This is a genomic window from Enterobacter sp. 22499 (assembly GCF_052044815.1).
GTDB classification, from domain to species: Bacteria; Pseudomonadota; Gammaproteobacteria; order Enterobacterales; family Enterobacteriaceae; genus Enterobacter; species Enterobacter bugandensis.
In genome coordinates, this window is the sequence record NZ_JBQENR010000008.1 from 43,649 (window position 1) to 68,556 (window position 24,908).

At 61.0% G+C, this 24,908-nt stretch carries 24 protein-coding genes; 13 read left to right on the forward strand and 11 right to left on the reverse strand.

The window, feature by feature from the left end:
* Position 1 precedes the first annotated feature (1 nt).
* From ACTJI7_RS19480 to hypA, 9 genes are all read right to left on the reverse strand, one after another.
* Positions 2-763 carry an ABC transporter ATP-binding protein gene (locus ACTJI7_RS19480; protein ID WP_041908454.1) on the reverse strand — a complete coding sequence of 254 codons (762 nt, stop codon included), beginning with the start codon at positions 761-763 and terminating at the stop codon, positions 2-4.
* Positions 763-1,800 carry a FecCD family ABC transporter permease gene (locus ACTJI7_RS19485; protein WP_028014224.1) on the reverse strand — a complete coding sequence of 346 codons (1,038 nt, stop codon included), beginning with the start codon at positions 1,798-1,800 and terminating at the stop codon, positions 763-765. Before ACTJI7_RS19485 ends, ACTJI7_RS19480 begins: the two co-directional genes overlap by 1 nt.
* A complete protein-coding gene (locus ACTJI7_RS19490) occupies positions 1,800-2,798 on the reverse strand; it encodes an ABC transporter substrate-binding protein (RefSeq protein ID WP_028014223.1) in 999 nt (332 codons plus the stop codon). The genes ACTJI7_RS19485 and ACTJI7_RS19490 overlap by 1 nt, the downstream gene beginning before the upstream one ends.
* 151 nt (positions 2,799-2,949) lie before the next feature.
* On the reverse strand, positions 2,950-5,022 hold the full coding sequence (gene flhA / locus ACTJI7_RS19495) for a formate hydrogenlyase transcriptional activator FlhA (protein ID WP_252052465.1): 2,073 nt from the start codon (positions 5,020-5,022) through the stop codon (positions 2,950-2,952).
* 63 nt (positions 5,023-5,085) lie between these two features.
* Complete coding sequence (gene hypE / locus ACTJI7_RS19500; RefSeq protein ID WP_063155084.1) at positions 5,086-6,096, reverse strand: hydrogenase expression/formation protein HypE; 1,011 nt, start codon at positions 6,094-6,096, stop codon at positions 5,086-5,088.
* A complete protein-coding gene (gene hypD / locus ACTJI7_RS19505) occupies positions 6,093-7,214 on the reverse strand; it encodes a hydrogenase formation protein HypD (RefSeq protein ID WP_252016119.1) in 1,122 nt (373 codons plus the stop codon). Before hypD ends, hypE begins: the two co-directional genes overlap by 4 nt.
* Positions 7,215-7,217: 3 nt before the next feature.
* Entirely contained in the window at positions 7,218-7,490 is a 273-nt protein-coding gene (locus tag ACTJI7_RS19510; protein ID WP_028014219.1) for a HypC/HybG/HupF family hydrogenase formation chaperone, read from the reverse strand.
* Positions 7,481-8,344, reverse strand: a complete 864-nt coding sequence (gene hypB, locus ACTJI7_RS19515) for a hydrogenase nickel incorporation protein HypB (RefSeq protein ID WP_045261247.1) — start codon at positions 8,342-8,344, stop codon at positions 7,481-7,483. Before hypB ends, ACTJI7_RS19510 begins: the two co-directional genes overlap by 10 nt.
* 3 nt (positions 8,345-8,347) lie before the next feature.
* Positions 8,348-8,698 carry a hydrogenase maturation nickel metallochaperone HypA gene (gene hypA / locus ACTJI7_RS19520; RefSeq protein WP_028014217.1) on the reverse strand — a complete coding sequence of 117 codons (351 nt, stop codon included), beginning with the start codon at positions 8,696-8,698 and terminating at the stop codon, positions 8,348-8,350.
* A gap of 211 nt (positions 8,699-8,909) precedes the next feature.
* On the opposite strand from hypA, the gene hycA reads away from it, so the two are divergent.
* From hycA to hycI, 9 genes are all read left to right on the forward strand, one after another.
* Positions 8,910-9,374: a formate hydrogenlyase regulator HycA gene (gene hycA / locus ACTJI7_RS19525; RefSeq protein WP_041908468.1), complete on the forward strand. Its 465-nt coding sequence runs from the start codon at positions 8,910-8,912 to the stop codon at positions 9,372-9,374.
* A gap of 73 nt (positions 9,375-9,447) precedes the next feature.
* Positions 9,448-10,056, forward strand: coding sequence for a 4Fe-4S dicluster domain-containing protein (locus ACTJI7_RS19530; RefSeq protein ID WP_028014215.1), 609 nt, complete (start codon positions 9,448-9,450; stop codon positions 10,054-10,056).
* Positions 10,053-11,867 carry a formate hydrogenlyase subunit 3 gene (gene hycC, locus ACTJI7_RS19535; RefSeq protein WP_192978744.1) on the forward strand — a complete coding sequence of 605 codons (1,815 nt, stop codon included), beginning with the start codon at positions 10,053-10,055 and terminating at the stop codon, positions 11,865-11,867. Before ACTJI7_RS19530 ends, hycC begins: the two co-directional genes overlap by 4 nt.
* 1 nt (position 11,868) lies before the next feature.
* Positions 11,869-12,792: a respiratory chain complex I subunit 1 family protein gene (locus ACTJI7_RS19540; protein ID WP_063155080.1), complete on the forward strand. Its 924-nt coding sequence runs from the start codon at positions 11,869-11,871 to the stop codon at positions 12,790-12,792.
* A 15-nt stretch (positions 12,793-12,807) separates the two neighbouring features.
* Complete coding sequence (hycE, locus tag ACTJI7_RS19545; RefSeq protein WP_045629930.1) at positions 12,808-14,517, forward strand: formate hydrogenlyase subunit HycE; 1,710 nt, start codon at positions 12,808-12,810, stop codon at positions 14,515-14,517.
* Positions 14,518-14,526: 9 nt separating this feature from the next.
* Positions 14,527-15,069, forward strand: a complete 543-nt coding sequence (locus ACTJI7_RS19550) for a formate hydrogenlyase complex iron-sulfur subunit (protein WP_440670849.1) — start codon at positions 14,527-14,529, stop codon at positions 15,067-15,069.
* Positions 15,069-15,836: an NADH-quinone oxidoreductase subunit B family protein gene (locus tag ACTJI7_RS19555; RefSeq protein ID WP_028014210.1), complete on the forward strand. Its 768-nt coding sequence runs from the start codon at positions 15,069-15,071 to the stop codon at positions 15,834-15,836. Before ACTJI7_RS19550 ends, ACTJI7_RS19555 begins: the two co-directional genes overlap by 1 nt.
* The gene (locus ACTJI7_RS19560) at positions 15,833-16,243 is read left to right on the forward strand and encodes a formate hydrogenlyase maturation HycH family protein (protein ID WP_028014209.1); all 411 of its coding nucleotides are present in this window, start codon (positions 15,833-15,835) and stop codon (positions 16,241-16,243) included. Before ACTJI7_RS19555 ends, ACTJI7_RS19560 begins: the two co-directional genes overlap by 4 nt.
* Positions 16,236-16,691, forward strand: a complete 456-nt coding sequence (hycI, locus tag ACTJI7_RS19565; protein ID WP_048960103.1) for a hydrogenase maturation peptidase HycI — start codon at positions 16,236-16,238, stop codon at positions 16,689-16,691. Before ACTJI7_RS19560 ends, hycI begins: the two co-directional genes overlap by 8 nt.
* 79 nt (positions 16,692-16,770) lie before the next feature.
* Here the strand turns inward: hycI and ACTJI7_RS19570 are convergent, their stop codons facing one another.
* Both ACTJI7_RS19570 and ascF read right to left on the reverse strand, forming a co-directional pair.
* Complete coding sequence (locus tag ACTJI7_RS19570; RefSeq protein ID WP_192978746.1) at positions 16,771-18,195, reverse strand: 6-phospho-beta-glucosidase; 1,425 nt, start codon at positions 18,193-18,195, stop codon at positions 16,771-16,773.
* An 18-nt stretch (positions 18,196-18,213) separates the two neighbouring features.
* Positions 18,214-19,665 (reverse strand): PTS cellobiose/arbutin/salicin transporter subunit IIBC, encoded by a 1,452-nt coding sequence (ascF, locus tag ACTJI7_RS19575; RefSeq protein ID WP_192978748.1) that lies wholly within the window; start codon positions 19,663-19,665, stop codon positions 18,214-18,216.
* A 213-nt stretch (positions 19,666-19,878) separates the two neighbouring features.
* Between ascF and ACTJI7_RS19580 the strand changes: the two genes are divergently transcribed.
* The 4 genes from ACTJI7_RS19580 (at position 19,879) to ACTJI7_RS19595 (ending at position 24,818) form a co-directional block, all read left to right on the forward strand.
* The gene (locus ACTJI7_RS19580) at positions 19,879-20,892 is read left to right on the forward strand and encodes a LacI family DNA-binding transcriptional regulator (RefSeq protein ID WP_032644912.1); all 1,014 of its coding nucleotides are present in this window, start codon (positions 19,879-19,881) and stop codon (positions 20,890-20,892) included.
* A 133-nt stretch (positions 20,893-21,025) separates the two neighbouring features.
* Positions 21,026-21,571 (forward strand): electron transport protein HydN, encoded by a 546-nt coding sequence (gene hydN / locus ACTJI7_RS19585; protein WP_008499565.1) that lies wholly within the window; start codon positions 21,026-21,028, stop codon positions 21,569-21,571.
* Between the two features lie 6 nt (positions 21,572-21,577).
* Positions 21,578-23,794: a carbamoyltransferase HypF gene (gene hypF, locus ACTJI7_RS19590; RefSeq protein ID WP_222563554.1), complete on the forward strand. Its 2,217-nt coding sequence runs from the start codon at positions 21,578-21,580 to the stop codon at positions 23,792-23,794.
* Position 23,795: 1 nt separating this feature from the next.
* Positions 23,796-24,818: a HoxN/HupN/NixA family nickel/cobalt transporter gene (locus tag ACTJI7_RS19595; protein WP_192978751.1), complete on the forward strand. Its 1,023-nt coding sequence runs from the start codon at positions 23,796-23,798 to the stop codon at positions 24,816-24,818.
* Positions 24,819-24,908 lie beyond the last annotated feature (90 nt).

Below are 24,908 nucleotides of genomic sequence, written 5' to 3' on the forward strand. Positions count from 1 at the left end.
CCTAAACGATAAAGTGAATGTGCTTTTTGCCATGAAACGGCGAGATCTCAATTTTGGTTTTGACCCGGAAGACATCCCAGAGCAACGACTCGGATAAGATGTCCTGCGGCGTTCCGGTCGCCACAATTTGCCCTTTCTGCATCACAATCAGCGAGTCGCAGAACATTGAAGCGTGGTTGAGATCGTGGATGGCGACGATACTGGTAACGGGTAATTGGCTGATCAACTGCATCAGCTGCATCTGATGATGGATATCCAGGTGGTTGGTCGGTTCATCCAGCAGGATTTCGGTTGGCGTTTGCGCCAGCGCGCGGGCAATATGCACCCGCTGACGCTCGCCGCCGGACAGGCTCAGCCAGCCCTGCTCGCTGCGGTCCAGCATATCGACACGCTGCAGAGCCGCGGTGACGGTGTCGTCATCCTGCGCGCTCCAGTTAGAAAAAGGGGAGTGGTGCGGAATACGTCCAAGTTTGACCACGTCGCGCACGCGCATATTGGCGTCGGTCATCCCGTGCTGCTCAACGAACGCCACCCGGCGGGCAAGCTGCTTTTTGGCGATGCGGGAAATGTCCTGCCCGTCCAGGGTCACGCTGCCCGAATCCGGGCGACGCAGGCCTGCCAGGATACGCAAAAGGGACGATTTGCCGCAGCCGTTAGGACCAAGCAAACCCACCGTTTCGCCGCGTGAAACCTTCAGCGAGACACCATTGACGATAACTTTTTTGCCTACCTTCCAGGTAATATTTTCAGCGCAGATACTCATCACTTATTCCTTGAGCGGTAGATAATCACGGCAAAGAAAGGTACGCCCACCAGCGCGGTGACCACGCCGACGGGCAGGCTCTGCGGGGCAATCAGCATGCGCGAGGCGATATCGGCCAGCACCATCAGGATCGCCCCCGCCAGCGCGCTGGCAATCAGCAGCGTGCGGTGCAGCGGCCCGAACAGGAAGCGCATGACGTGAGGCACCACCAGCCCTACAAAGCCGATTGAGCCCGCCATGCTGACGATGGTCGCGGTGATCAGGGCCGTGGTGGTAAACAGGGCAAGACGCACCCAGGGCACGGCAATGCCTAAGGAGGCAGCCGCGTCATCACCAAAGGTAAAGGCGTCCAGCGCCCGGGAATAGTAGAGGCAGACGGCAAGGCCCGCCAGCACGACAACCAGCGCCAGCTGGAATTCCGGCCAACGCACGCCGCTAAAGCTGCCCAGCAGCCAGAACATCACGTCGCGCGCCTGCTGCGCGCTGGCGGAGGTGCTGATGGTGTAGGCGGTAATGGCGTTGAAAAGCTGAGATGCAGCAACGCCTGCCAGAATGGTGCGTTCATTGCCGCCGCGCGCGCCGTTCGTCAGAAAGGCGACAAACGCAAAGGCGGCGAACGCCCCGGCAAACGCGCCCGCAGAGAGCGATACCGCGCCGGTGCCGATGCCCAGGACGACGACCGATACCGCCCCGGTTGAGGCACCCGCCGACACGCCGAGCACGTAGGGTTCCGCCAGCGCGTTCTTCAGCAGGCTTTGCAGCACGGCACCGCAGATGGCTAAACCGGCCCCGCAGCAGGCCGCCACCAGCGCGCGGCTCAGGCGAAAGTCCCAGATTACGCTCTCATAAATGCGGTTGAGCGGAACGTCGGTCAGCCCCAGCTTATTGCCAATAGCGTAAAAGACGTTGGACAGCGGAATCGACAGCTCGCCGACGCTGACGCCAAGAGCAATCACTAAAAACAGCAGGACAACGGCAAGCAGAGCGGAAGTGGTCAGGATCAGGCCCTGGCGGGCCTGAAGTACGGCTGCCGTCATCAGTTCAGCCCCAGTTTTCTGAGCTGTTCACCCACCTGTTCAGCACCGTAAATCGTACGAATCGTCGGGTTCATCGCCTGACCGTCCATCACCACGATATGGCCTTTTTTGACGGCATCAAGCTGGCTCACGGCAGGATCGCTTTTCAGGAATTTGATTTTCTCATCCGCGTTATCCAGCGCCCAGCGGTTGCGGTCCAGACTGGAGACGACAATCACATCAGGGTTCGCGGCAATAATACTTTCCCAGCCGACGGTCGGCCATTCGGTCTCAGCGGTAATGGCGTTATGGCCACCCAGCACGTTAGCAATAAAACCGGAGGCGCTGTTTTTCCCGCCGACATATGCATCTGCCGAAGGCGAGGCGCTTGAGAACCAGAAAACAAACGAGAGATCTTTTTTGTTTTTACCAAATTCCTGACGCAGGTCGGCCTCACGTTTTTTGAAATCAGCGATAACGGCCTGGCCGCGCGCTTCAACGTTGAAAATCTTCGCGAAATCTTCAATCTCTTTATAAAGGTACGTCATATCCCACAGCGTCTGGCGGCTGCCGTACATATCGCCTGCCGCTTTTTTGGTGGCGCACATGCCTGGAGATAAATAGCTGTTCACGCCGACGGTAGCCAGATCTTCACGTTTTGCGACCTTACTTTCCGGCCCAAGCAGCAGGGGCAGCTGTGCAGGAACAAAATCGGGGTTTTGCGCAAGGATGGATTCAAGAGTCGGAATTTCGACGGTCAGGGTTTTGATTTTTGCATTCTGCTCAGCCAGCTGCGGCAGCACTTTGGTCGGCCAGAAGGCACTGGCCTTGACCTTATCTTCCAGCCCCAGCAGGAGCAAAATTTCCACGGTGTTCTGACCGAGGGCCACGACGCGTTCCGGCGCTTTAGTGAATGTCTCTTTATAGCCACAGTTTTCAATCGTCAGAGGATATGTGGTTGCCAGAGCAGAACTGACCGACGCAATCGCCAGGCCTAACGCGCAGATGACCTTCTTCATGAAACGCTACCCTTCATTAATATTATTTTTGATGCAAATGAAACGCATTATTAAGGCGGAATTTTATACAGAGGAAAATATATTGTGTCAATGAGGGACAATTGCGCAGGGTGACGAAAAGCGGCGCCATAAGCGGCGCCGGAATGACGGGTTAAAGCAGGCTCTCTTTATCGATTCCCAGACGCTTCATGCGAGAGAGCAGGGTAGTTCGTTTCAGCCCCAGCCGCTGAGCTGCGCCCTTCGGTCCGGCTACCACGCCGTTGGTCTCTTTCAGTACGCGCATAATGAGCTGATATTCGTCTTCGCCTTCCTGCGCGACTTCTGCCGAAACGGTAGGATGTTCTGGCAGGGAGATTTCCGGCAGGGAAAGCTGCAGCACGTTCCCGCGCGTCAGCAGCACCGCGCGCTCAATGACGTTTTCCAGCTCGCGCACGTTCCCCGGCCACTCCATCGACGAGAGGGTACGTAGCGTTTCGGCAGGAATACTGTCGATATTCCTCCCCATCCGGCGGGCAATCTTCGCGGTAAAGGCCTTCACCAGCAGCGGAATATCTTCCGGGCGCTCGCGCAGCGGCGGCAGGCAGATCGGAAAGACGTTCAGGCGATAGTAGAGATCGCTGCGAAACTCGCGGTCGGCGACCATCTTTTTCAGGTCGCGGTTGGTGGCGGCAATCAGCCGCACGTCGGTCTGGATCAGCTTGTTGCTGCCGAGGCGCTCAAACTCCTGCTCCTGCAAAACGCGCAGCAGCTTGGGCTGAAGCTCCAGCGGCATATCGCCCACTTCGTCGAGGAACAGCGAGCTTTTATCCGCCAGTTCGAAACGGCCCAGCCGCTGGCTGCTGGCCCCGGTAAACGCCCCGCGCTCGTGGCCGAAGAGGTCACTTTCCAGCAGACCCGCGGGCATCGCCGCGCAGTTCATCTTCACCATCCGGCGGCTGTTGCGGTTACTCAGGTTGTGGATCGCCCGGGCAATCAGCTCCTTGCCGGTGCCGGTTTCACCGAGGATCAGCACCGTGCTGTCGCTCTGGGCCACCATTTCCACCTGCTTGAGGACGCTGTACATGGCATCGCTGCGCCCGATGATTTCGCCAAACTCGCTGTCCACGTTGTTGAGCTGTTCGGTCAGGGCCAGGTTTTCGTCCACCAGCCGCTCTTTCAGGCGGTGGATCTCCTGATAGGCGAGGGCGTTATCCAGCGCGATGGAAATACGCTCGGCGATCTGGCGCAGCAGCTTCAGGTTGGCGGTGGTAAACACGGCTTCATCGCACTGCGCCAGTTTGAGCACCCCAAGCATGGTACTGCCGGACATCAGCGGCAGCAGGCACAGGGTCTGAATTTTGTTGCCCCAGGTGTTAAACAGCATCCGCTCGTACGGCGCCACCGGGTCCTGCTCGCTAAGATTCAGCAGCAGGATCTCTTTGCTTTTAAATACCCGCTCAGAAAGGGTGCCCGCTTCGTCCACCTCGCTCTGCTCGTGCGCCGGATTGGCCTCATCAAGATAGTGGGTGGAGTAGATGTTCAGCTTGCCTTTGCGGTTCCCGCGTAGCGCGATGCTGATGGCGTCGATCCTGAAATAGTGGTGGATCTCCTTGGCGACTTCGCTGACCAGCTCGTCCATGTCGAGTCTTGAGAGTACGGCGTTGGTGATGGCGACCAGAATGCGGAAGTTATCGCGCTCGCGGCTCAGCAGGTCGTAATCCACGTTATTGGTGACGCGGCTTTGGATCTGCTCCGCGACGACGGCCACAATCTGGGCAAAGGTGTGCAGCCGCTCGTACTCCGCCTCGCTCCAGGGCTGGTCGGTATTGCGGATAAACTCGCAGCCGCCAAAAATATGGCCCTCCGCCGCCAGCGGCAGCATGCCGTAATGACCGAAAGGCTGATAGAGATTGCTCTCTGCCAGCCGCGGCCATGCCATCCGAAACTCTTCAAAATTGCAGTGCAGCACTTCAGGCCGGGAGAGAATGCGGCGCACCGGGCCGTGCGCGAGGTACGTTTCGTCTTCGTATTCAAACGTTTTGCCATTCTCGCGCGTGGAATAGTAGCTCGCGCGGTGCGTTCCGCTATGCCAGAGCACAATCGCCGCGCTGTCCGCCAGCGCTGATTGCCTGACTAGCCGTGTCAGGGCATCGCTCAGCGCGCCGAGATCGGGCTGTTGTAAAAGTGTGCGCGTGATGTCAAACAGGCCCTGCTGTCCAAGATCGCTCATCGGTGTATACGGCATTATTGCTTTCCAATAGAAACTGGCAAAAAAGAGACTTCACTGCTGACCGCTTATGGCGCGGTTCTAGCAAATTCGGGGTAACGGCTCAGCGTGTGGCAGATCCAGCGTGCGCTTCACGCCGTAAAGTCCGGTCAGGCGCACCCCTTTGCGCTCAACCACGTCGCCAATGATGGCCGCGTCTTTCCCTAAGGGATGCGCTCTCAGCTGTTCAAGTACGGCTTCCGCCGCCGAACGTTCCACGCCGATCGCCAGCTTGCCCTCGTTGGCAAAGTTTAGCGGGTCAAGCCCTAAAAGCTCACACAGCCCCCGCACGGCAGGCTTAACGGGCAGGTCGCGCTCGCTCAGTTCAATCCCGCACCCGCTGCTTGCGGCGAACTCGTGGACAACGGCATTCACCCCGCCCCGGGTGGCGTCGCGCAGGGCTTTGACGCCTGGTATGTCGCGCAGCGTCTGGATAAGCGGGGTGAGCACCGCGCAGTCGCTGCGAAGCTCGCCGTCCAGCCCCAGGCCTTCGCGCAGGTTCAGGATGGTTGCCCCGTGGCAGCCCAGCGTTCCGCTGACAATCAGCACGTCGCCCACCGAAAGCTGCTGCGCGCCCCAGTGAACGTCGGCGGGGATCGCCCCCATGCCGGCGGTGTTGATGAAGAGCTTATCCGCCGCGCCGCGCTGGACCACTTTGGTATCGCCGGTGACGATGGCGATCCCCGCCTCGCGGGCGGTGTGCGCCATGCTGTTGACCACTGCCGCAAGCGTCTCCATCGGTAATCCTTCTTCGAGGATAAATCCGCAGGAGAGGTAGCGCGGAATGGCGCCGCTGACGGCCACGTCGTTGGCCGTACCGCAGACGGCGAGCTTGCCAATATCGCCGCCCGGGAAGAATAGCGGGTCAATCACGTAGCTGTCGGTGGAGAACGCCAGCCGGTCGCCGTGTGCGGTGAGGGTTGAGAGCGCGATGCGCGCCTGATCCTCCTGCTCGGCGAGCCAGGGGTTATTAAAGGCCTCCATGAACAGCCGGTTAATCAGCTGCTGCATCGCCTGTCCACCGCTTCCGTGCGCCATTTCCACCGTGTTCATGCTTCACACTCCTGGTTGCGATACTGATACCACGCGGCGCATGCCCCTTCAGAGGAGACCATCAGCGCGCCAAACGCGGTTTGCGGGTTACAGGTGTTGCCAAATAGCGGGCAGTGATGAGGTTTGCATTTGCCGGTAAGCACCTCGCCGCAGCGGGACCGGGGATCGTCGCACACCTGCTGCGGCTGAGGGCGGAAGTGCGCTTCGGCATCAAATTCGCGATAGGCAGGCGTCAGTCGCACGCCGGATTCGGCAATCAGCCCCAGCCCGCGCCACTCGCTGTCGCCCTCAACGCTAAACACGTCGGCTATCGCCTGCTGTGCCCGTTCATTTCCCGCATCGGGCACCACGCGGCGGTACTGGTTTTCGACCGCGCTCAGGGACGCTATTTTCTGCTCAACCAGCATGGCTACGCCTTGCAGTAGATCAAGCGGTTCGAAACCAGCCACCACTAACGGACGATTGTACTGCTCAGCGATAAAACCGTAGGCGTCTGTGCCAATTACCATGCTGACGTGGCCCGGCGCCAGAAACGCGTCGATGCCGTTGTCTGGCTCTTCGAGCAGGCTGCGCAGCGTGGGAATGAGCGTAATATGCTGGCAGAAAAAGAAAAAGTTAGTGACGTTGCGCGCTTTCGCCTGCTGCAGCGTGATGGCCGTAGCGGGCATGGTGGTTTCAAAACCCAGCCCGAAAAAGACGACCTTGCGCTCAGGGTTAGCCTCTGCCAGCGTCAGGGCATCCATCGGCGAGTAAACGATCCGCACGTCCGCGCCGCGTGCCTTCGCCTGCAGCAGCGAGCCGTTTTTCCCCGGCACGCGCATCGCGTCGCCAAAGGTGCAGAAAATGACGTTGGGCTGGCCGGCAATTTCGATGCAGCTGTCGATACGCCCCATCGGCAAAACGCACACCGGGCAGCCGGGGCCGTGAATAAACTCGATGTTCTCCGGCAGCAGCTGGTCGAGGCCAAACTTGAAGATGGCGTGCGTGTGCCCGCCGCACACCTCCATGATCCGCAGCGGCCTTTCGTTCGTGTAGTCCAGCAGCGCCGCGCGCGTTTTCAGATGTCCGATAAGCTGCATCACCTGTTCTGGCGCGCGGTATTCATCAACGTAACGCATAGGCTAGCGCTCCTCGCCGTACAGGAGCGCGCCCACGTCCGGCTCCACGTCAAACATGTTTTGCAGCGCGTCCAGCGTGTCGCGGGCTTCCGCTTCGTTAATCACGCTCATCGCAAACCCCACGTGGACCAGCACCCACTGGCCGAGGCGCGACGCGCCCGTCTCATCGGTGCTGCCCACCAGCGTCAGGTCGACGTCGCGCAGGATGCCGCAAACCTCCACTTTAGCCTGATTGCCGTCGAGGGAATGGATTTGTCCCGGTACGCCTATGCACATCGTTCGCTCTCCAGCCAGTCCAACCAGGCGTCCATGCCGTCGCCGCGCGTGGCGGAAACCAGCAGGATGTGAATGTCCGGGTTCACCTCGCGGGCATAGGCAAGGCACTTATCCACGTCGAAGTTCAGGTACGGCAGCAGATCGACTTTGTTCAGCAGCATGAGGGAGGCGGCGGCGAACATGTGCGGGTACTTCAGCGGCTTGTCCTCTCCTTCAGTCACGGAGAGCACCGCCACTTTATGCCGTTCGCCGAGGTCGAAGCTTGCCGGGCATACCAGGTTACCGACGTTTTCGATAAACAGGATGCCGTTATCCGCCAGCGGCAGGCGAGGGGCGGCGTCGGCAATCATCTGCGCATCCAGGTGGCAGCCCTTGCCGGTGTTAACCTGGATGGCGGGCGTCCCGGTTTCGCGGATGCGCGCCGCGTCGTTAACGGTTTGCTGATCGCCTTCGATAACCGCGCAGGAGACGCGTTCGTTCAGGCGCGTGAGCGTTTCGGTCAGCAGCGTGGTTTTGCCGGAGCCGGGGCTGGAGACCAGGTTCAGCACCAGCAGTTGACGGGCCGCAAAGCGGGCGCGGTTGCGGGCGGCGATCTGGTTATTTTTGTCCAGCACGTCGATCTCCACCTCCAGCATCTGGCGCTGGCTTATGCCCGGCGCGTGGGTGCCCGCTTCGCCGTGGCCGTAATGCAGATCGCCCGCGTCGGAACGCTGCGGCGCAAAGGTGATGCCGGTCAGGGCCGCCGCAGGACGCGGGGCAGGGGAAAAGGGCGCGGAGCGAAACGCGGAGTGGGGACGGTGTTCATCCCCTTCTATATACAGGTTGCCTTCGGCGCAACCGCAGGTGCTACACATACATTACTCCTTCTCGATTTCGAGGCGTTGGATCTGCATACCGTCATCCGCCACGATGCGAAGACCCGTGCTCTGACACTGCGGGCAGCGCTGAACCTTTGATGAGAGCAGGGTGACGTACTGCTGGCACTGCTCGCACCAGCACTCCGCCTGCTGCTCGTCGATATGCAGCGCGCAGCCTTCCGCCAGCGTGCCGCGGCACACCAGCTCAAAACAAAAGTTCAGGGCGCTGGTCTCGACGCAGGAAAACGCCCCGACCTTCAGCCAGACGCCGGTGACGCGCTTCGCGTGGTTTTGCACTGCCTGCTGTTCGATAAGTTCCAGAGCCCGCTGGCAGAGGGTGATTTCGTGCATGACGCCTCCTCAATGATTTGCGCCAGTAAATGCAATAACGGTGCCAGCTTGATTTGCGTTACGGCGTGACGATGTCAGCGCTGTCGAAATGACACGTCGACACGGCGGCGTTGACAGTGTCTTTTTTGATAAAAATCATTCAAATCAACAAATTAAAAACTGGCACGGAATCTGCTTAACAGCCGCTATCTCCATTAATCGGATACCTTCTATGACTATTTGGGAAATTAGCGAAAAAGCGGATTACATCGCGCAGCGCCACCAGCAGCTTCAAGATCAGTGGCACCTCTACTGTAACTCTCTGGTTCAGGGGATCACCCTGTCAAAAGCCCGACTGCATCATGCAATGAGCTGTGCGGCGCAGGGGGATATGCGCTTTGTCCTGTTCGGTCATTTCACGGTCTTTGTGACCCTGGCAGACAGCTTTAACAGCCACACCATCGAGTACTACGTTGAGAATAAAGAGGGTGAAAAACAACGTATTGCGCAGGCGCAGCTGATGGCCGACGGCATGGTCGACGGCTACGTCAGCAACCGCGATCGCCAGCAGGTGCTTGAGCACTATCTGGAGAAAATCGCGCCGGTTTACAACGGTCTCTACGCCGCGGTTGAGCACGACTTGCCGGTCGACCTCAAACAGCTCGTCGTGGGAAAGGCCCCCGCAAATCTTGCCTGATAACCGAATGTCGAAAAGTGTCGATGAGACAGTTTTTCGTCGTCAAAAATGACCATCACCAGAGGATTGCCCGGTGAACCGTTTTGTAATTGCTGACTCGACGGTCTGTATTGGCTGTCGGACCTGTGAGGCGGCGTGTTCGGAAACGCACCGCCTGCACGGGCTGCAGTCCATGCCGCGCCTGCGCGTCATGCGTAATGAGAAAGAGTCTGCCCCGCAGCTCTGCCACCACTGTGAAGATGCCCCGTGCGCGGGCGTGTGTCCCGTCAATGCCATCACCCGCGTCGATGGCGCGGTCCAACTGAACGAAAGCCTGTGCGTGAGCTGCAAGCTGTGCGGCATCGCCTGCCCGTTCGGTGCCATTGAATTCTCCGGCAGCCGCCCGCTGCATATCCCGGCGAACGCCAATACCCCGAAAGCGCCGCCTGCGCCACCGGCTCCGGCACGCGTGAGCACGCTGCTGGACTGGGTGCCCGGCATCCGCGCTATTGCGGTGAAGTGCGACCTGTGCAGCTTTGACGAACAGGGCCCGGCCTGCGTGCGGACCTGCCCGACCAAAGCGCTGATCCTGGTTAACATCCGCGATATCGCCCGCACCAGCAGGCGCAAGCGCGAGCTGACCATTAATACCGACGTCGGCGATCTTTCGCTTCTGCAGGCGCTTAACGAGGGGGCGAAATGAACGCGATATTTATGATTAACAGCGCCGTGGCGTACTTTGCCGCTGCCGCCGCGCTGGCGCTGGTGTTCTCTTTCCATAAAACCCTGAGCGGCTGGATAGCCGGTATCGGCGGGGCGGTCGGCAGCCTGATGACGCTGGCGGCGGGCGGTGTCGTCCTGCTCTGCGGACAATCTGTGGAAACACTCATGCCGCTGATTCGCCACACCGTGGCGATTACGCCGCTGAACGCCATCTGGCTGGTGACCTTTGGCCTGTGCGGGCTGTTTATCAGCCTGTTCAATATCGACTGGCACCGCCATCAGCAGACCAAAGCCAACGGCCTGCTGGTCAATCTGCTGATGGCCGCCGCGGTTTGCACGGTTATCGCCAGCAACCTTGGCGCGCTGGTGGTGATGGCGGAGATCATGGCGCTGTGTGGCGTGTTCCTGACCGGATGCAGCGCCTCAGGTAAGCTGTGGTTTGCACTCGGGCGCCTCGGCACGCTGCTGCTGGCGCTGGCCTGCTGGCTGGTGTGGCAGCGTTTCGGCACCCTGGACTTTGCCGCGCTTAACGGCCAGCCGCTGGGGAACGACGTCTGGCTGCTGGGCGCAGTCGGTTTTGGCCTGCTGGCCGGGATTATCCCGTTGCACGGTTGGGTCCCGCAGGCGCACGCGAATGCCTCTGCGCCCGCCGCCGCGCTGTTTTCGACGGTGGTAATGAAGGTCGGTTTGTTCGGTATCCTGACGATTACCCTGACGGGCGGTCAGCCGCCGCTGTGGTGGGGGGTAGCGCTGCTGATTGCGGGGATGATCACCGCCTTTGTCGGCGGGCTGTACGCCCTGATGGAGCACAACATCCAGCGTCTGCTGGCCTATCACACCCTGGAAAACATCGGCATCATCCTGCTCGGCATGGGCGCGGGCGTCACCGGGCTGGCGCTCAACCAGCCGGCGCTGATTGCCGCCGGGTTTATCGGCGGTCTGTATCACCTCGTCAACCATAGCCTGTTTAAAACCACTCTGTTTCTCGGCGCGGGCAGCGTCTGGTTCCGCACCGGCCATCGCGATATCGAAAAGCTCGGTGGGATTGGCAAAAAGATGCCGATGATTTCACTCGCCATGCTGGTGGGGCTGATGGCGATGGCCGCGCTGCCGCCGCTGAACGGCTTTGCCGGGGAGTGGGTGATCTATCAGTCCTTCTTCGCGCTCGGCCAGAGCGACGCGTTTATCGCGCGGCTGCTCGGCCCGCTGCTGGCGGTGGGCCTGGCGATTACCGGGGCGCTGGCGGTGATGTGCATGGCGAAAGTCTACGGCGTCACCTTCCTCGGCGCGCCGCGCACCCGTGAAGCGGAGAACGCCTGCTGCGCCCCGGTACTGATGGCCACCAGCGTGGTCGCGCTGGCGCTGTGCTGTATTGCGGGCGGGGTTGCCGCGCCGTGGCTGCTGCCGCTGCTGGGCCACGCCGTTCCGCTGCCGCTGGCGACGGCGCATACCGTTGTCTCCCAGCCGATGATTGCGCTGCTGCTGATCGCCGGGCCGCTCCTGCCGTTCGTGCTGATGCTGTTCTTCAGACGCGACCGTCTCGCCTCCCGCTCGCGCGGCGCGGCGTGGGCCTGCGGCTACCAACACGAGCCGTCGATGGTCATTACCGCCCACGGTTTTGCCATGCCGGTGAAGGAGAACTTCGCCGCCGTGTTAAAGCTGCGCCAGTGGCTTAACCCGCAGGGCTGGGTGCCGGGCTGGCAGAGTGCTGCCGTGCCCGTGCTGTTCCGCCGACTGGCGCTGATCGAGCTGGCGGTGCTGGTAGTGATTGTGATTTCACGAGGAGCCTGACATGAGTCTTTTACTGGCAATTCTTCAGGCGCTGGTGCTGTTCGCCGCCGCGCCGCTGCTGTCGGGCATCACGCGCGTGGCGCGCGCCCGAATGCACAACCGTCGCGGGCCTGGCATGCTCCAGGAGTACCGCGATCTCTTCAAACTGCTCTCCCGCCAGAGCGTCGCGCCGGATGCCGCGGGCTGGGTGTTCCGCCTGACGCCGTTCGTGATGGTCGGCGTGATGCTCACCATCGCCACCGCGCTGCCGGTGGTCACGGTAGGCTCGCCGCTGCCGGTGCTCGGCGATCTGATTACGCTCATCTATCTCTTCGCCATCGCGCGCTTCTTCTTTGCGATTGCGGGCCTGGACACCGGCAGCCCGTTTACCGGCATCGGCGCCAGCCGCGAGGCGATGCTCGGCGTGCTGGTTGAACCGATCCTGCTGCTGGGGCTGTGGGTGGCCGCGCAGGTTGCAGGTTCGACCCACATCAGTTTTATCACCGACACCGTTTACCACTGGCCGGTGGCCCGCTCCATCCCGCTCGTGCTGGCACTCTGCGCCTGCGCGTTCGCCACGTTTATTGAGATGGGCAAGCTGCCGTTCGATCTCGCGGAAGCGGAGCAGGAGCTGCAGGAAGGGCCGCTCACCGAGTACAGCGGCTACGGCTTTGCGGTGCTGAAGTGGGGCATCAGCCTTAAGCAATTGGTGGTGTTGCAGATGTTTGTTGGCGTTTTCTTCCCGTGGGGGCAGATGACGTACTTCTCTGCAGGCGGCCTGCTGCTGGCCGTGGTGGTGGCCGCCCTCAAGCTGCTGGTCGGCGTGCTGGTCATCGCCCTGTTTGAAAACAGCATGGCGCGCCTGCGTTTTGCGGCAACCTCGCGCATCACCTGGGCCGGTTTTGGTTTTGCATTTTTAGCGTTCGTCTCCTTGCTGGTGGCGTGATTAAAGAGAGTGTTTATGTCTGAAGAAAAGAAAGGTCAGCAGTATCTCGCCGCGTTGCATCAGGCTTTCCCCGGCGTGGTGCTGGAGGAGTCCTGGCAAACCAAAGATCAGATCACCATTACCGTGAAGGTGAACTACCTGCCGGAAGTGGTGGAGTTTCTCTATTACCAGCAGGGCGGCTGGCTGTCGGTGCTGTTCGGTAACGACGAGCGCCAGCTGTGCGGTAACTACGCGGTGTACTACGTGATGTCGATGGAGCAGGGCGAGAAGTGCTGGCTCACCGTGCGCGTCGAAGTCGACCCGAATAAGCCGGAATACCCGTCCGTGACGCCGCGCGTTCCTGCTGCCGTCTGGGGTGAGCGCGAGGTGCGCGACATGTACGGCCTGGTGCCGGTCGGCCTGCCGGACGAGCGTCGTCTGGTGCTGCCGGACGACTGGCCGGATGAACTCTATCCGCTGCGCAAGGACAGCATGGATTACCGCCAGCGTCCGGCCCCGACCACCGACAGCGAAACCTACGAGTTCATCAACGAGCTGGGCAGCAAGAAGAACAACGTGGTGCCGATCGGCCCGCTGCACGTCACCTCCGACGAACCGGGCCACTTCCGCCTGTTCGTCGACGGCGAAAATATCATCGACGCTGACTACCGCCTGTTCTACGTCCACCGCGGCATGGAGAAGCTGGCGGAAACCCGCATGGGCTACAACGAGGTCACGTTCCTCTCTGACCGCGTGTGCGGCATCTGCGGCTTCGCCCACAGCACCGCCTACACCACCTCGGTGGAGAACGGTATGGGGATCGTGGTGCCGGAGCGCGCGCAGATGATCCGCGCCATTCTGCTGGAGGTGGAGCGCCTGCACTCGCACCTGCTAAACCTCGGTCTGGCCTGCCACTTCGTCGGCTTTGACTCCGGGTTTATGCAGTTCTTCCGCGTGCGCGAAGCGTCGATGAAAATGGCGGAAATTCTCACCGGGGCGCGTAAAACTTACGGCCTGAACCTGATCGGCGGGATCCGCCGCGACCTGCTGAAAGACGACATGATCAAGACTCGCCAGCTGGCGCAGCAGATGCGTCGCGACGTGCAGGAGCTGGTGGACATGCTGCTCAGCACGCCAAACATCGAGCAGCGCACCGTCGGGATTGGTCGTCTTGATCCTGAAATTGCCCGCGACTTCAGCAACGTCGGCCCGATGGTGCGCGCCAGCGGGCACGCCCGCGACACCCGCGCCGATCACCCGTTCGTCGGCTACGGCCTGCTGCCGATGACCGTGCACAGCGAACAGGGCTGCGACGTTATTTCTCGCCTGAAGGTGCGCATCAACGAGGTGTTCACCGCCCTGAACATGATCGACTTTGGTCTGGACAACCTGCCGGGCGGTCCGCTGATGGTGGAGGGCTTCACCTATATTCCAAACCGCTTCGCCCTCGGCTTTGCCGAAGCGCCGCGCGGGGATGACATCCACTGGAGCATGACCGGCGACAATCAGAAGCTCTACCGCTGGCGCTGCCGTGCGGCGACCTACGCCAACTGGCCTACCCTGCGCTATATGCTGCGCGGTAACACGGTCTCTGACGCGCCGCTGATCATCGGCAGCCTCGATCCGTGCTACTCCTGCACCGACCGCATGACCGTTGTGGACGTGCGCAAGAAGAAAAGCCAGGTGGTGCCGTACAAAGAGCTTGAGCGCTACAGCATCGAGCGCAAGAACTCGCCGCTGAAATAAGGACACGCCATGTTTACCTTTATCAAAAAAGTAATCAAAACCGGCACGCAGACCAGCTGCTATCCGCTTGAGCCGATGCCGGTCGACAAAAACTTTCGCGGCAAGCCGGAGCACAACCCGCAGCAGTGCATCGGCTGTGCGGCCTGCGTCAACGCCTGCCCGTCGAACGCCTTAACGGTGGAAACGGATCTTAAAACCGGCGAGCTGGCCTGGCAGTTTAACCTCGGGCGCTGCATCTTCTGCGGCCGCTGCGAGGAGGTCTGCCCGACGGTCGCCATTCGACTTTCCCAGGAGTACGAACTGGCGGTGTGGAAAAAAGAGGATTTTCTCCAGCAGTCGCGCTTTGCGCTGTGCAATTGCCGCGTCTGCAAGCGTCCGTTCGCCGTGCAAAAAGAGATCGACTACGCCATCGCGCTGCTGCAGCACAACGGCGACGCCCGCGCGGAGCATCACCGCGAAAGCTTCGAAACCTGCCCGGAGTGTAAGCGCCAGAAATGCCTGTTGCCGTCTGACCGCATTGATATTACCCGCCATATGAGAGAGGCCAGCTGATGGAAAACTTACTCGGCCCGCGCGACGATAACGGCATTCCGGTGCCGCTGACGGTGGAGGAGTCCATCGCCAGCATGAAAGCGTCGCTGCTGAAAAAAATCAAACGCTCGGCCTACGTCTACCGCGTGGACTGCGGCGGCTGCAACGGCTGTGAGATCGAGATCTTCGCCACCCTGTCGCCGCTATTTGACGCCGAGCGCTTCGGCATCAAAGTGGTACCGTCCCCGCGTCATGCGGACATTCTGCTGTTTACCGGGGCGGTGACCCGCGCCATGCGATCGCCCGCGCTGCGCGCCTGGCAGTCCGCGCCGGATCCGAAAATCTGCATCTCCTACGGCGCCTGCGGCAACAGCGGCGGCATCTTCCACGATCTTTACTGCGTCTGGGGCGGCACCGACAAAATCGTGCCGGTGGATGTCTATATTCCGGGCTGCCCGCCGACGCCTGCCGCCACGCTGTACGGCTTTGCGATGGCGCTCGGCCTGCTGGAGCAGAAGATCCACGCCCGCGCCCCTGGCGAGATCGACAACCAGCCCGCGGCCATTCTGCATCCGGACATGGTGCAGCCGCTGCGCGTGAAGGTGGATCGCACGGCGCGCAGGCTGGCGGGCTATCGCTACGGTCGCCAGATTGCCGACGATTACCTGCGCCTGCTGAGCCAGGGCGACCATCAGGTGGCGCGCTGGCTGGAGGCGGAAAACGATCCGCGTCTCAATGAGATCGTGGCGAACCTGAACAGCATTGTGGATGAGGCGCGTATCCGATGAGTGAAACGGTGGTGTTCAGCCAGCTGAGCCGTAAGTTTATTGATGAGAACGATGCCACGCCGGATGCGGCGCAGCAGGTGGTCTATTACAGCCTGGCGATTGGGCACCACCTAGGGGTGATCGACTGTCTGGAGGCGGCGCTAACCTGCCCGTGGACGGAATACCTGGCGTGGATCGCCACGCTGGAGGAGGGCAGCACCGCGCGGCGCAAGATGGAGGGCGTGCCGAAGTACGGCGAGATCGTTATCGACGCCAACCATATCACGATGCTCGCCAACGCCTTTGACGCGGCGCTCGGCAGGCAAACCCCGGCGCAGCAGGCGTGGAGCAAAACGCTGCTCGGCATGCTGCACGATATTCATCAGGAGAGCGCCATCTACCTGATGGTGAGGAGATTACGTGACTGACGTTTTACTGTGTGTCGGCAACAGCATGATGGGCGACGACGGCGCGGGCCCGCTTCTGGCGGAGATGTGCGCCGCGAACCCGCAGGGCGATTGGGTGGTGATTGACGGCGGCAGCGCGCCGGAAAACGATGTGGTCGCCATTCGCGAGCTGCGTCCGGAGAGGCTGTTGATTGTCGATGCCACCGATATGGGGCTGAACCCGGGCGAAATCCGCCTGATTGACCCGGACGACATCGCCGAGATGTTTATGATGACCACCCATAATATGCCGCTGAACTACCTGGTCGATCAGATTAAAGACGACGTGGGCGAGGTGTTGTTTTTAGGGATCCAGCCGGACATTGTCGGGTTTTATTACCCGATGACGCCGCCGGTGAAGGCGGCGGTGGAGGAGGTGTATTCGCGGCTGGCGGGGTGGGTTGGGGATGGAGGGTTTTCTCCGCTCTGAGCAGTGCCGGGTGGCGGCTACGCCTTACCCGGCCTACAAAACCGTAGGCCCGGTAAGCGCAGCGCCACCGGGCAACAGGCTACGCCAGATCCGCCCCGTTACTCGCAATCACCTTCTTATACCACCAGAACGATTTCTTGCGCTTTCTCTCCAGCGTCCCGTTGCCGGCATCATCGCGGTCAACGTACACAAACCCGTAGCGCTTGCTCATCTCGCCCGTTGAGGCCGACACCAGGTCGATGCAGCCCCAGGTGGTGTAGCCCATCAGCGGCACGCCGTCCTCAATCGCATCGCCCATCGCGCGGATATGCTCGCGCAGGTAGCTGATGCGGTAGTCGTCGTTGATCTCGCCGTTTTCATCAATGACGTCCTTCGCTCCCAGGCCGTTTTCCACCAGGAACAGCGGCTTCTGGTAGCGGTCGTACATCATGTTCATGGTGATACGCAGGCCGAGCGGATCGATGCCCCAGCCCCACTCGCTTACCTGAATATGCGGGTTACGCAGGGACTTCACGATGTTTGCCGCGCTGGTGTTGCCCGCGTTCATGTCCGCCGACGCGCAGCGCGAGGCGTAATAGCTGAACGAGACAAAGTCGACGGTGTTTTTCAGCAGTTCGTCATCGCCTGGATCTTTCACAATCACGACGCCTTTCTCGCGGAACACGCGGGCGGAGTAGGCCGGATAGCTGCCGCGCGCCTGCACGTCGATAAAGAACAGGTTCTCGCGGTCTTTCTCCAGCGCCATCCACACGTCTTCCGGCTTGCAGGAGTACGGATAGAAATTTCCGCCCGCCAGCATGCAGCCGACCTGGTTTTCCGGGTTCACCTCGTGGGCGATTTTGGTCGCCAGCGCGCTCGCCACCAGCTCGTGGTGCGCGGCCTGGTATTTCACCTGATCCTCGTTTTCACCTTCCTCAAACACCAGCCCCGCGCCGGAAAACGGGCTGTGCAGCATGATGTTGATTTCGTTGAAGGTCAGCCAGTATTTCACCAGCCCGTTAAATTCCTCGAAGCAGGTGCGGGCGTAGCGGGCGAAGAAATCGACCATCTTACGGTTGCGCCAGGAGCCGTACTCCGTCACCAGGTGCATCGGCACGTCGAAGTGGCAGAGCGTTACCAGCGGCTCAATGTTGTACTTTTTACACTCTTCAAACACCGCCCGGTAGAAGGCGATGCCCTCTTTATTTGGCAGCGGCTCGTCGCCGTTCGGGTAGAGGCGGCTCCAGGCAATCGAGGTGCGGAACACCGTAAAGCCCATCTCCGCCATCAGGGCGATGTCTTCTTTATAGCGATGGTAAAAATCAATCGCCTCGTGGCTCGGGTAGAACTCGTCCTCACGCAGCGAAAAACGCTTTTCCTGACCGACCTTCACCGCCAGGCGATGCGCGCCGTGGGGGATCATATCGACCGTCGTCAGTCCTTTGCCGCCTTCACGGTAAGCACCTTCACTCTGGTTGGCGGCAAGCGCGCCGCCCCATAAAAATCCTTGTGGAAAAACAGACATTCTTACCTCGCTTTCAATTTATGCTTTTGCTGCGTTGTTCTGTACCGGTGCGGTCTGCAGGGCGCGCGCTTTTTCAGCCTCGTCTTCGACCGGGATATCCTCAAACCCTAACAGCAGGGTCAGAACAAATGACAGCACCACGGCCAGCCCCATTACGCCAAACACCCAGACGATGGTCATCGGGTTGGCCGGGTTGAAGAACTGCACGCTGGTAAACAGCCCCGGCGCCGCCATCGAGTGGCTGGCAAGGCCTGCCATACCCGCCACCGCGCCGCAGATAAAGCCGCTGATCAGGCTCGCAATCAGCGGACGCTTCAGGCGTACCGCTACGCCGTACAAGGCCGGTTCAGAGATCCCCGCCATAATGGCGGAGGCCGCCGCGGCCAGCGCCGTCTGGCGCAGTTCCGGGTTTTTCGTTTTCCATGCCACCGCCAGCGACGAGCCGCCGAGCGACAGGTTGGCGCCGATTTCTGACGGCATCACCATTCCTTCTTTGCCCGTTTCGGCAATGGTCTGAATGATGGTCGGCGTAAACACGCGGTGCATCCCGGTCATCACAAGCAGCGGCCACAGTGCGCCCATGATGGCGACGGAGAGCCAGCCCAGGTAGCCGTGAATGGTGTAAACCAGCGCGGAGATGGCGCTACCGATCCAGATCCCCAGCGGGCCAATCAGCACGATGGCGAGCGGGGCGGCAATCAGCACGATCAGCATCGGCTTGAGGAAGTTTTTGGTCACCGCCGGGGTGATGCGATCCACCCAGCGTTCGATATACGACAGGCACCAGGTCATGACCAGCGCCGGGATAACGGTATAGGTGTATTTCACCGCCGTCACCGGAATAAAGGCGAATTCAACGTGCTCGCCCTGCGCGGCTTTCGCCATCAGCTCGATAAAGCTCGGGTGCACCAGCACGCCCGCGATGGCAATCGCCAGCGACATGTTGGTTTTAAACTTCACCGCCGCCGAGGCCGCCACCATCAGCGGCAGGAAGAAGAACGCCCCGTCGCCAATGACCGTCAAAATGGTGAGCGTCGGCGCGCCTTTTTCCAGCACGCCAGTCATTTCGAGGATCATCGCCAGCAGCTTGACCATCGAACCGCCGATGATCGCCGGGATCAGCGGCGACATGGTGCCGATCAGCGCGTCGAGGATCCCGGCGCCAATGCGGCGTAACGTCAGCTTCTGCGGGCCTTCCGGTACCACGGGCTGCAGGTCAACGGGCAGCAGGCTCACTACTTCGCGGTACGCCTGTGAAACCGTGTTGCCAATAATCACCTGGCACTGGTTGTCGTTACGCACCACGCCAAGCACGCCGCTGATGCTTTTCAGGCGCGCAACGTCGGTAAGATTTTCGTCTTTCAGAACGAAACGCAGGCGCGTCATGCAGTGGGTGACGGCGACGATGTTCTCTTTGCCGCCCAGCGCGCTGATAACGTCGTTTGCCAGCGCAGCGTAGTTTTTGGCCATCGGATCTGTTCCTGTTATCGTTGTGTGAAATGTAGGAAACCGGTTCCACATAATCATCATGAGTTTCTTTTGTTGAAACAAGACTACTTTTTGGACATTTTTTATTTTCGTGATGAAGATCGCGGTGGGGTGTAGAAAGCGTGACGTCGTCGCTGCGACAATTTTTTCGCGGTGCAGTACACTGCCCGCATGAGTTTCGGATGGAAGAACAATATGACCACGATGCTGGAAGTGGCGAAGCGGGCAGGCGTGTCGAAAGCGACGGTTTCCCGGGTGTTGTCGGGCAACGGCTACGTTAGCCAGGAGACCAAAGACCGGGTTTTTCAGGCTATTGAAGAGAGCGGCTATCGCCCGAACTTGCTGGCGCGAAATCTGGCGACCAAACGCACCCAGACGCTTGGGCTGGTAGTGACCAACACCCTGTATCACGGCGTCTACTTTAGCGAGCTGCTGTTTAACGCCGCGCGGATGACGGAAGAAAAAGGGCGGCAGCTGATCCTCGCCGACGGCAAGCACAGCGCCGAAGAAGAGCGCGAGGCGATCCAGTATCTACTGGATATGCGCTGCGATGCGGTAATTATCTACCCGCGTTTTCTGAGCGTGGAAGAGCTGGACGAGCTCGTCGAGAAATGCGAGCAGCCGATTATGGTGCTTAACCGCCGCCTGCGGAAAAACAGCAGCCACAGCGTCTGGTCCGATCATAAAGCCTCGTGTCAGGACGCGGTGTCGCAGCTGATTGCGAAAGGGCACCGGGAGATTGCCTTTATCACCGGTTCGCTGGATTCCCCCACCGGGGTTGAACGTCTTTCCGGTTACAGGGATGCGCTGGCGCAGCACGGTATTGCTGCGCGTGACGCGCTTATCGCCGAAGGGAAGTGGAACCCGGCCAGCGGCGCGGCGGCGGTCACTCAACTCCTTTCCCGCGGCGAACCGTTTACCGCGCTGGTGGCGAGCAACGACGATATGGCGATCGGCGCCATTAAGCAGCTGCACGACAGCGGCGTCGCCACGCCGGACGCGGTGTCCGTTATCGGCTTTGACGACGTGGCGATTGCGCCCTACATCGTGCCGTCGCTCTCCAGCGTGCGTATTCCGGTGACGGCGATGATCCAGGAGATCGTCAGTCGCCTGATTTTCATGCTCGACGGCGGAGAGTTCAAATATCAGCAAACCTTTTCTGGCGAGCTTGTTCTGCGCGACTCCGTTACCGATGGCCCGCACCGCTGACGTCGACATCTGTCATCGTCACTAATGACGATGACAGAAACGCTGCGTTTTTATTATTGTTAAAAATCAGTGGGTTAAATATTGGCACGGTTTATGAATAGCTTCGCGCATAACAGTTATGCCGGAGAAGCAGATGAACCGTTTTATTATGGCCGATGCCAGCAAGTGCATTGGTTGCCGTACCTGTGAAGTGGCGTGCGTGGTTTCCCACCAGGCGGAGCAGGATTGCGCCTCTCTCACTCCCGATACCTTCCTGCCGCGCATTCACGTCATTAAAGGTGTGAATATTTCCACCGCCGCCATCTGTCGCCAGTGCGAAGATGCGCCGTGCGCGAACGTCTGCCCGAACGGGGCGATTAAGCGCGAGAAGGGCTTTGTGCACGTGATGCAGGAGCGCTGCATCGGCTGCAAAACCTGCGTGGTGGCGTGTCCGTATGGCGCGATGGAGGTGGTTGTCCGCCCGGTGGTGCGCAACAGCGGCATGGGGCTGAGCGTGCGGGCGGAGAAAGCCGAAGCCAATAAATGCGATCTTTGCTATCACCGCGAAGCCGGCCCGGCCTGTATGGAGGCCTGCCCGACGCACGCGCTGGTCTGCGTGGATCGTGACAAGCTTGAGCAGATGAGCGCAGAAAAACGCCGTCGCGCGGCGTTCGACACCTCGTCATCGCTGCTGTTTTAAGCTGCGATGAGCGTTAACGGCGTACTGCTTCGGGTGCGCGGCAAAGTGCAGGGCGTGGGGTTTCGGCCCTTCGTCTGGCAGCTGGCGCACCGGCTGAAGCTTGTGGGCGATGTCTGCAACGACGGAGAGGGTGTCCTGGTGCGTCTCGCGGGTAATGGGGGGGACTTTACCGCGAGGCTGCATCAGGACTGCCCACCGCTGGCACGCATCGATCGCGTTGAAACGCAGCCGTTCACCTGGGCGGACATGCCTGAGGACTTTACCATCCGCCACAGCGAGCGCGGGGCGATGGATACGCAAATCGTGCCGGATGCCGCCACCTGCCCGGCGTGTCTGGCTGAAATGCGCGATCCCCGCGAGCGCCGCTATCGTTACCCGTTTATCAACTGCACCCACTGCGGGCCGCGGTTTACCATTATCCGCGCCATGCCGTACGACCGTCCGGCCACGTCGATGGCCGCATTCCCGCTCTGCGCGCCGTGCGAAACCGAGTACCGCAACCCGGCCGACCGCCGCTTCCACGCCCAGCCGGTGGCCTGCCCGGACTGCGGGCCACAGCTGGAATGGCGAGCCGGAGACACTATTGCCACTCGCGAATCGGCTTTACGCGCGGCGGTGGCGATGCTGAAAGGCGGCGGCATTGTCGCGGTTAAAGGGCTGGGCGGTTTCCACCTCGTTTGCGACGCGCTGGATCCGCAGGCGATACAGAAATTGCGAATGCGCAAGCAGCGCCCGACGAAGCCGCTGGCGGTGATGCTACCGGATGCGGACGATCTGCCGGAGACGATACAGACGCTGTTACGCTCGCCCGCGGCACCGATCGTGCTGACGCCGAAAGCTTCGCTTCCCGCGTTTCCTGAGGAAATTGCCCCAGGGCTCGACTGCGTTGGCGTGATGCTGCCCGCGAACCCGCTCCAGCATCTTTTGCTGATGGACTGCCGGCGCCCGCTGGTGATGACCTCCGGCAACCTCAGTGGCAGGCCGCCTGCCGTCACCAACGCGCAGGCGCTGGAGGATCTCAGCGGCATCGCGGACGGCTTCCTGCTGCACAACCGCGACATCCTGCAGCGCATGGATGATTCGGTGATGGATCGGGATGGCGCTATCCTGCGTCGTGCCCGGGGTTTTGTGCCCGATGCCGTCACGTTGCCCGCGGGTTTTGAGAATATCCCCGCCATGCTGTGCACCGGTGCAGAGATGAAAAACACCTTCTGCCTGGTGCGCGGCAACCAGGCGGTGCTGAGCCAGCACTTTGGCGATCTGAGCGACGAGGGCGTAGAGGCGCAGTGGCGCAGCGCGCTCTCGACGATGCAGGACATCTACGCTTTCCAGCCTGATAAGCTGGTGTGCGATGCCCATCCGGGGTATCGCGCGCGCCGGTGGGCGCAGGAGCAGGCGCTGCCCGTCGAAACCGTGCTGCATCATCACGCTCACGCGGCGGCGTGCCTGGCGGAGAACGGCTGGCCGCTCGGCGGCGGAGACGCTATCGCTCTGACGCTGGACGGGATCGGCATGGGCGAGAACGGCGCGCTGTGGGGCGGAGAGTGCCTGCGGGTGAACTATCTCGACTGCGAACGGCTCGGCGGCCTGCCTGCCGTGGCGCTGCCGGGCGGCGATCTGGCGGCAAAGCAGCCGTGGCGTAATCTGCTCGCCCACTGCCTGGCGTTTGTCCCGGACTGGCAACGCTACCCGGAAACGCGAGCGGTTCAACGCCACAGCTGGCCGTTGCTGGCAACGGCGATCCAGCGTGGCATCAACGCGCCGCAGGCGTCGTCCTGCGGTCGTTTGTTTGACGCGGTCGCCTGCGCGCTGGGCATCGACGCGCAGCGCTACGAAGGTGAGGCAGCGTGCAGGCTGGAGGCGCTGGCATTGCAGTGCGCGGGCGTTGACCATCCGGTGATTCTGGAAGCGAATAACCTTGCGCTGTTCTGGCAGCAGTGGTTGAACTGGCAGGCGGAGCCCTGCGAGCGCGCGTGGGCGTTTCACGACGCGCTGGCAAAAGGGCTGGCTCAGCTCGCCGCGCGCCATGCCCGACGCTTATCGATTTCGACAATCTGCTTCAGCGGCGGCGTGTTGCACAACCGCCTGCTGCGCGAGCGCCTGCGTCATCATCTCTCTGACTTTACGCTTCTTTTTCCTTCGCGCCTGCCCGCAGGTGACGGAGCGATCTCCTTCGGGCAGGCGGTGGTTGCCGCTGCCCGGTCATGTTCAAAAAGGATTTAAAATGTTACGACTGTTACGCAACGAACCTCGCGCCGCGCTTCTGCTGCTGGCTCTGGTAATGGCAAACCTGCTGGCCTGGGGATGGGCATGGCACTCTTTTAGCGGCAGCACGGCGCTGATGGCCGCCAGCCTGCTGGCGTGGTGCTACGGGCTGCGCCATGCGGTGGATGCCGACCACATCGCGGCCATTGATACCGTGACGCGTAAGATGATGCAGCAGGGCAAACGCCCGTGCGGGGTGGGGGCGTGGTTCTCGCTGGGGCACTCCACCATCGTGGTGCTGGCCTCCATTGCCATCGCCGCCACCGCCACGGCGTTTCAGAAAAACATGGAATGGTTCCACGAAACCGGCAGCCTGATTGGCACTGCGGTATCCGCCACCTTCCTGCTGGCGATGGCGCTGGTGAATATGGTGATCCTGCGCGGCGTCTGGCGCAGTTTCCAGGCACTGAAAAAGGGCCAGACGGTGCAGGGTCACGTCACGCTGCCTGCCCAGGGGGGCGTTATGAACTGGCTGTTCGGTAAAACCTTCCGCCTCGTCAATAAAAGCTGGCAGATGTATCTGGTGGGTTTCCTGTTTGGCCTCGGCTTCGACACGGCCACCGAAATTGGCGTGCTGGGGATCTCCGCCGCCAGCGCCTCCAGCGGGATGTCCGTGTGGTCAATCATGATCTTCCCGGCGCTCTTCGCCAGCGGCATGGCGCTGGTGGATACGCTCGATAACCTGCTGATGGTCGGTGCCTACGGCTGGGCGTTTGATAAACCGCAGCGCAAGCTCTACTACAACATGACCATCACCGGCACCTCCGTGGTGGTTGCGCTGTTTATCGGCGGGCTGGAAGCGCTGGGCCTGCTGATGGCTAAATTTGCCCTCAGCGGCGGCATCTGGGATCTGATCGGCGCGGTAAATGACAACCTGGGCAACGCCGGGTTTGTGGTTGTCGGGCTGTTCGTTGCCTGCTGGCTCATCTCCATGGCCAACTATCGCTGGCGCGGCTACGACGCGCTGGTGGTGCGTTCCTGAACTCCCCACCCTGTTTTACCCGGCGGCGCTACGCTTGCGCGGGTCTGCATGTAGGCCGGGTAAGCGGAGCGCTACCCGGCAATACGAGGG

Bases quoted from the DNA above. Each gene is read 5' to 3' on its own strand.
- ACTJI7_RS19480 (WP_041908454.1), bottom strand. From the start codon at position 763: ATGAGTATCTGCGCTGAAAATATTACCTGGAAGGTAGGCAAAAAAGTT.
- ACTJI7_RS19485 (WP_028014224.1), bottom strand. From the start codon at position 1,800: ATGACGGCAGCCGTACTTCAGGCCCGCCAGGGCCTGATCCTGACCACT.
- ACTJI7_RS19490 (WP_028014223.1), bottom strand. From the start codon at position 2,798: ATGAAGAAGGTCATCTGCGCGTTAGGCCTGGCGATTGCGTCGGTCAGT.
- flhA (WP_252052465.1), bottom strand. From the start codon at position 5,022: ATGCCGTATACACCGATGAGCGATCTTGGACAGCAGGGCCTGTTTGAC.
- hypE (WP_063155084.1), bottom strand. From the start codon at position 6,096: ATGAACACGGTGGAAATGGCGCACGGAAGCGGTGGACAGGCGATGCAG.
- hypD (WP_252016119.1), bottom strand. From the start codon at position 7,214: ATGCGTTACGTTGATGAATACCGCGCGCCAGAACAGGTGATGCAGCTT.
- ACTJI7_RS19510 (WP_028014219.1), bottom strand. From the start codon at position 7,490: ATGTGCATAGGCGTACCGGGACAAATCCATTCCCTCGACGGCAATCAG.
- hypB (WP_045261247.1), bottom strand. From the start codon at position 8,344: ATGTGTAGCACCTGCGGTTGCGCCGAAGGCAACCTGTATATAGAAGGG.
- hypA (WP_028014217.1), bottom strand. From the start codon at position 8,698: ATGCACGAAATCACCCTCTGCCAGCGGGCTCTGGAACTTATCGAACAG.
- hycA (WP_041908468.1), top strand. From the start codon at position 8,910: ATGACTATTTGGGAAATTAGCGAAAAAGCGGATTACATCGCGCAGCGC.
- hycC (WP_192978744.1), top strand. From the start codon at position 10,053: ATGAACGCGATATTTATGATTAACAGCGCCGTGGCGTACTTTGCCGCT.
- ACTJI7_RS19540 (WP_063155080.1), top strand. From the start codon at position 11,869: ATGAGTCTTTTACTGGCAATTCTTCAGGCGCTGGTGCTGTTCGCCGCC.
- hycE (WP_045629930.1), top strand. From the start codon at position 12,808: ATGTCTGAAGAAAAGAAAGGTCAGCAGTATCTCGCCGCGTTGCATCAG.
- ACTJI7_RS19550 (WP_440670849.1), top strand. From the start codon at position 14,527: ATGTTTACCTTTATCAAAAAAGTAATCAAAACCGGCACGCAGACCAGC.
- ACTJI7_RS19555 (WP_028014210.1), top strand. From the start codon at position 15,069: ATGGAAAACTTACTCGGCCCGCGCGACGATAACGGCATTCCGGTGCCG.
- ACTJI7_RS19560 (WP_028014209.1), top strand. From the start codon at position 15,833: ATGAGTGAAACGGTGGTGTTCAGCCAGCTGAGCCGTAAGTTTATTGAT.
- ACTJI7_RS19570 (WP_192978746.1), bottom strand. From the start codon at position 18,195: ATGTCTGTTTTTCCACAAGGATTTTTATGGGGCGGCGCGCTTGCCGCC.
- ascF (WP_192978748.1), bottom strand. From the start codon at position 19,665: ATGGCCAAAAACTACGCTGCGCTGGCAAACGACGTTATCAGCGCGCTG.
- ACTJI7_RS19580 (WP_032644912.1), top strand. From the start codon at position 19,879: ATGACCACGATGCTGGAAGTGGCGAAGCGGGCAGGCGTGTCGAAAGCG.
- hydN (WP_008499565.1), top strand. From the start codon at position 21,026: ATGAACCGTTTTATTATGGCCGATGCCAGCAAGTGCATTGGTTGCCGT.
- hypF (WP_222563554.1), top strand. From the start codon at position 21,578: ATGAGCGTTAACGGCGTACTGCTTCGGGTGCGCGGCAAAGTGCAGGGC.
- ACTJI7_RS19595 (WP_192978751.1), top strand. From the start codon at position 23,796: ATGTTACGACTGTTACGCAACGAACCTCGCGCCGCGCTTCTGCTGCTG.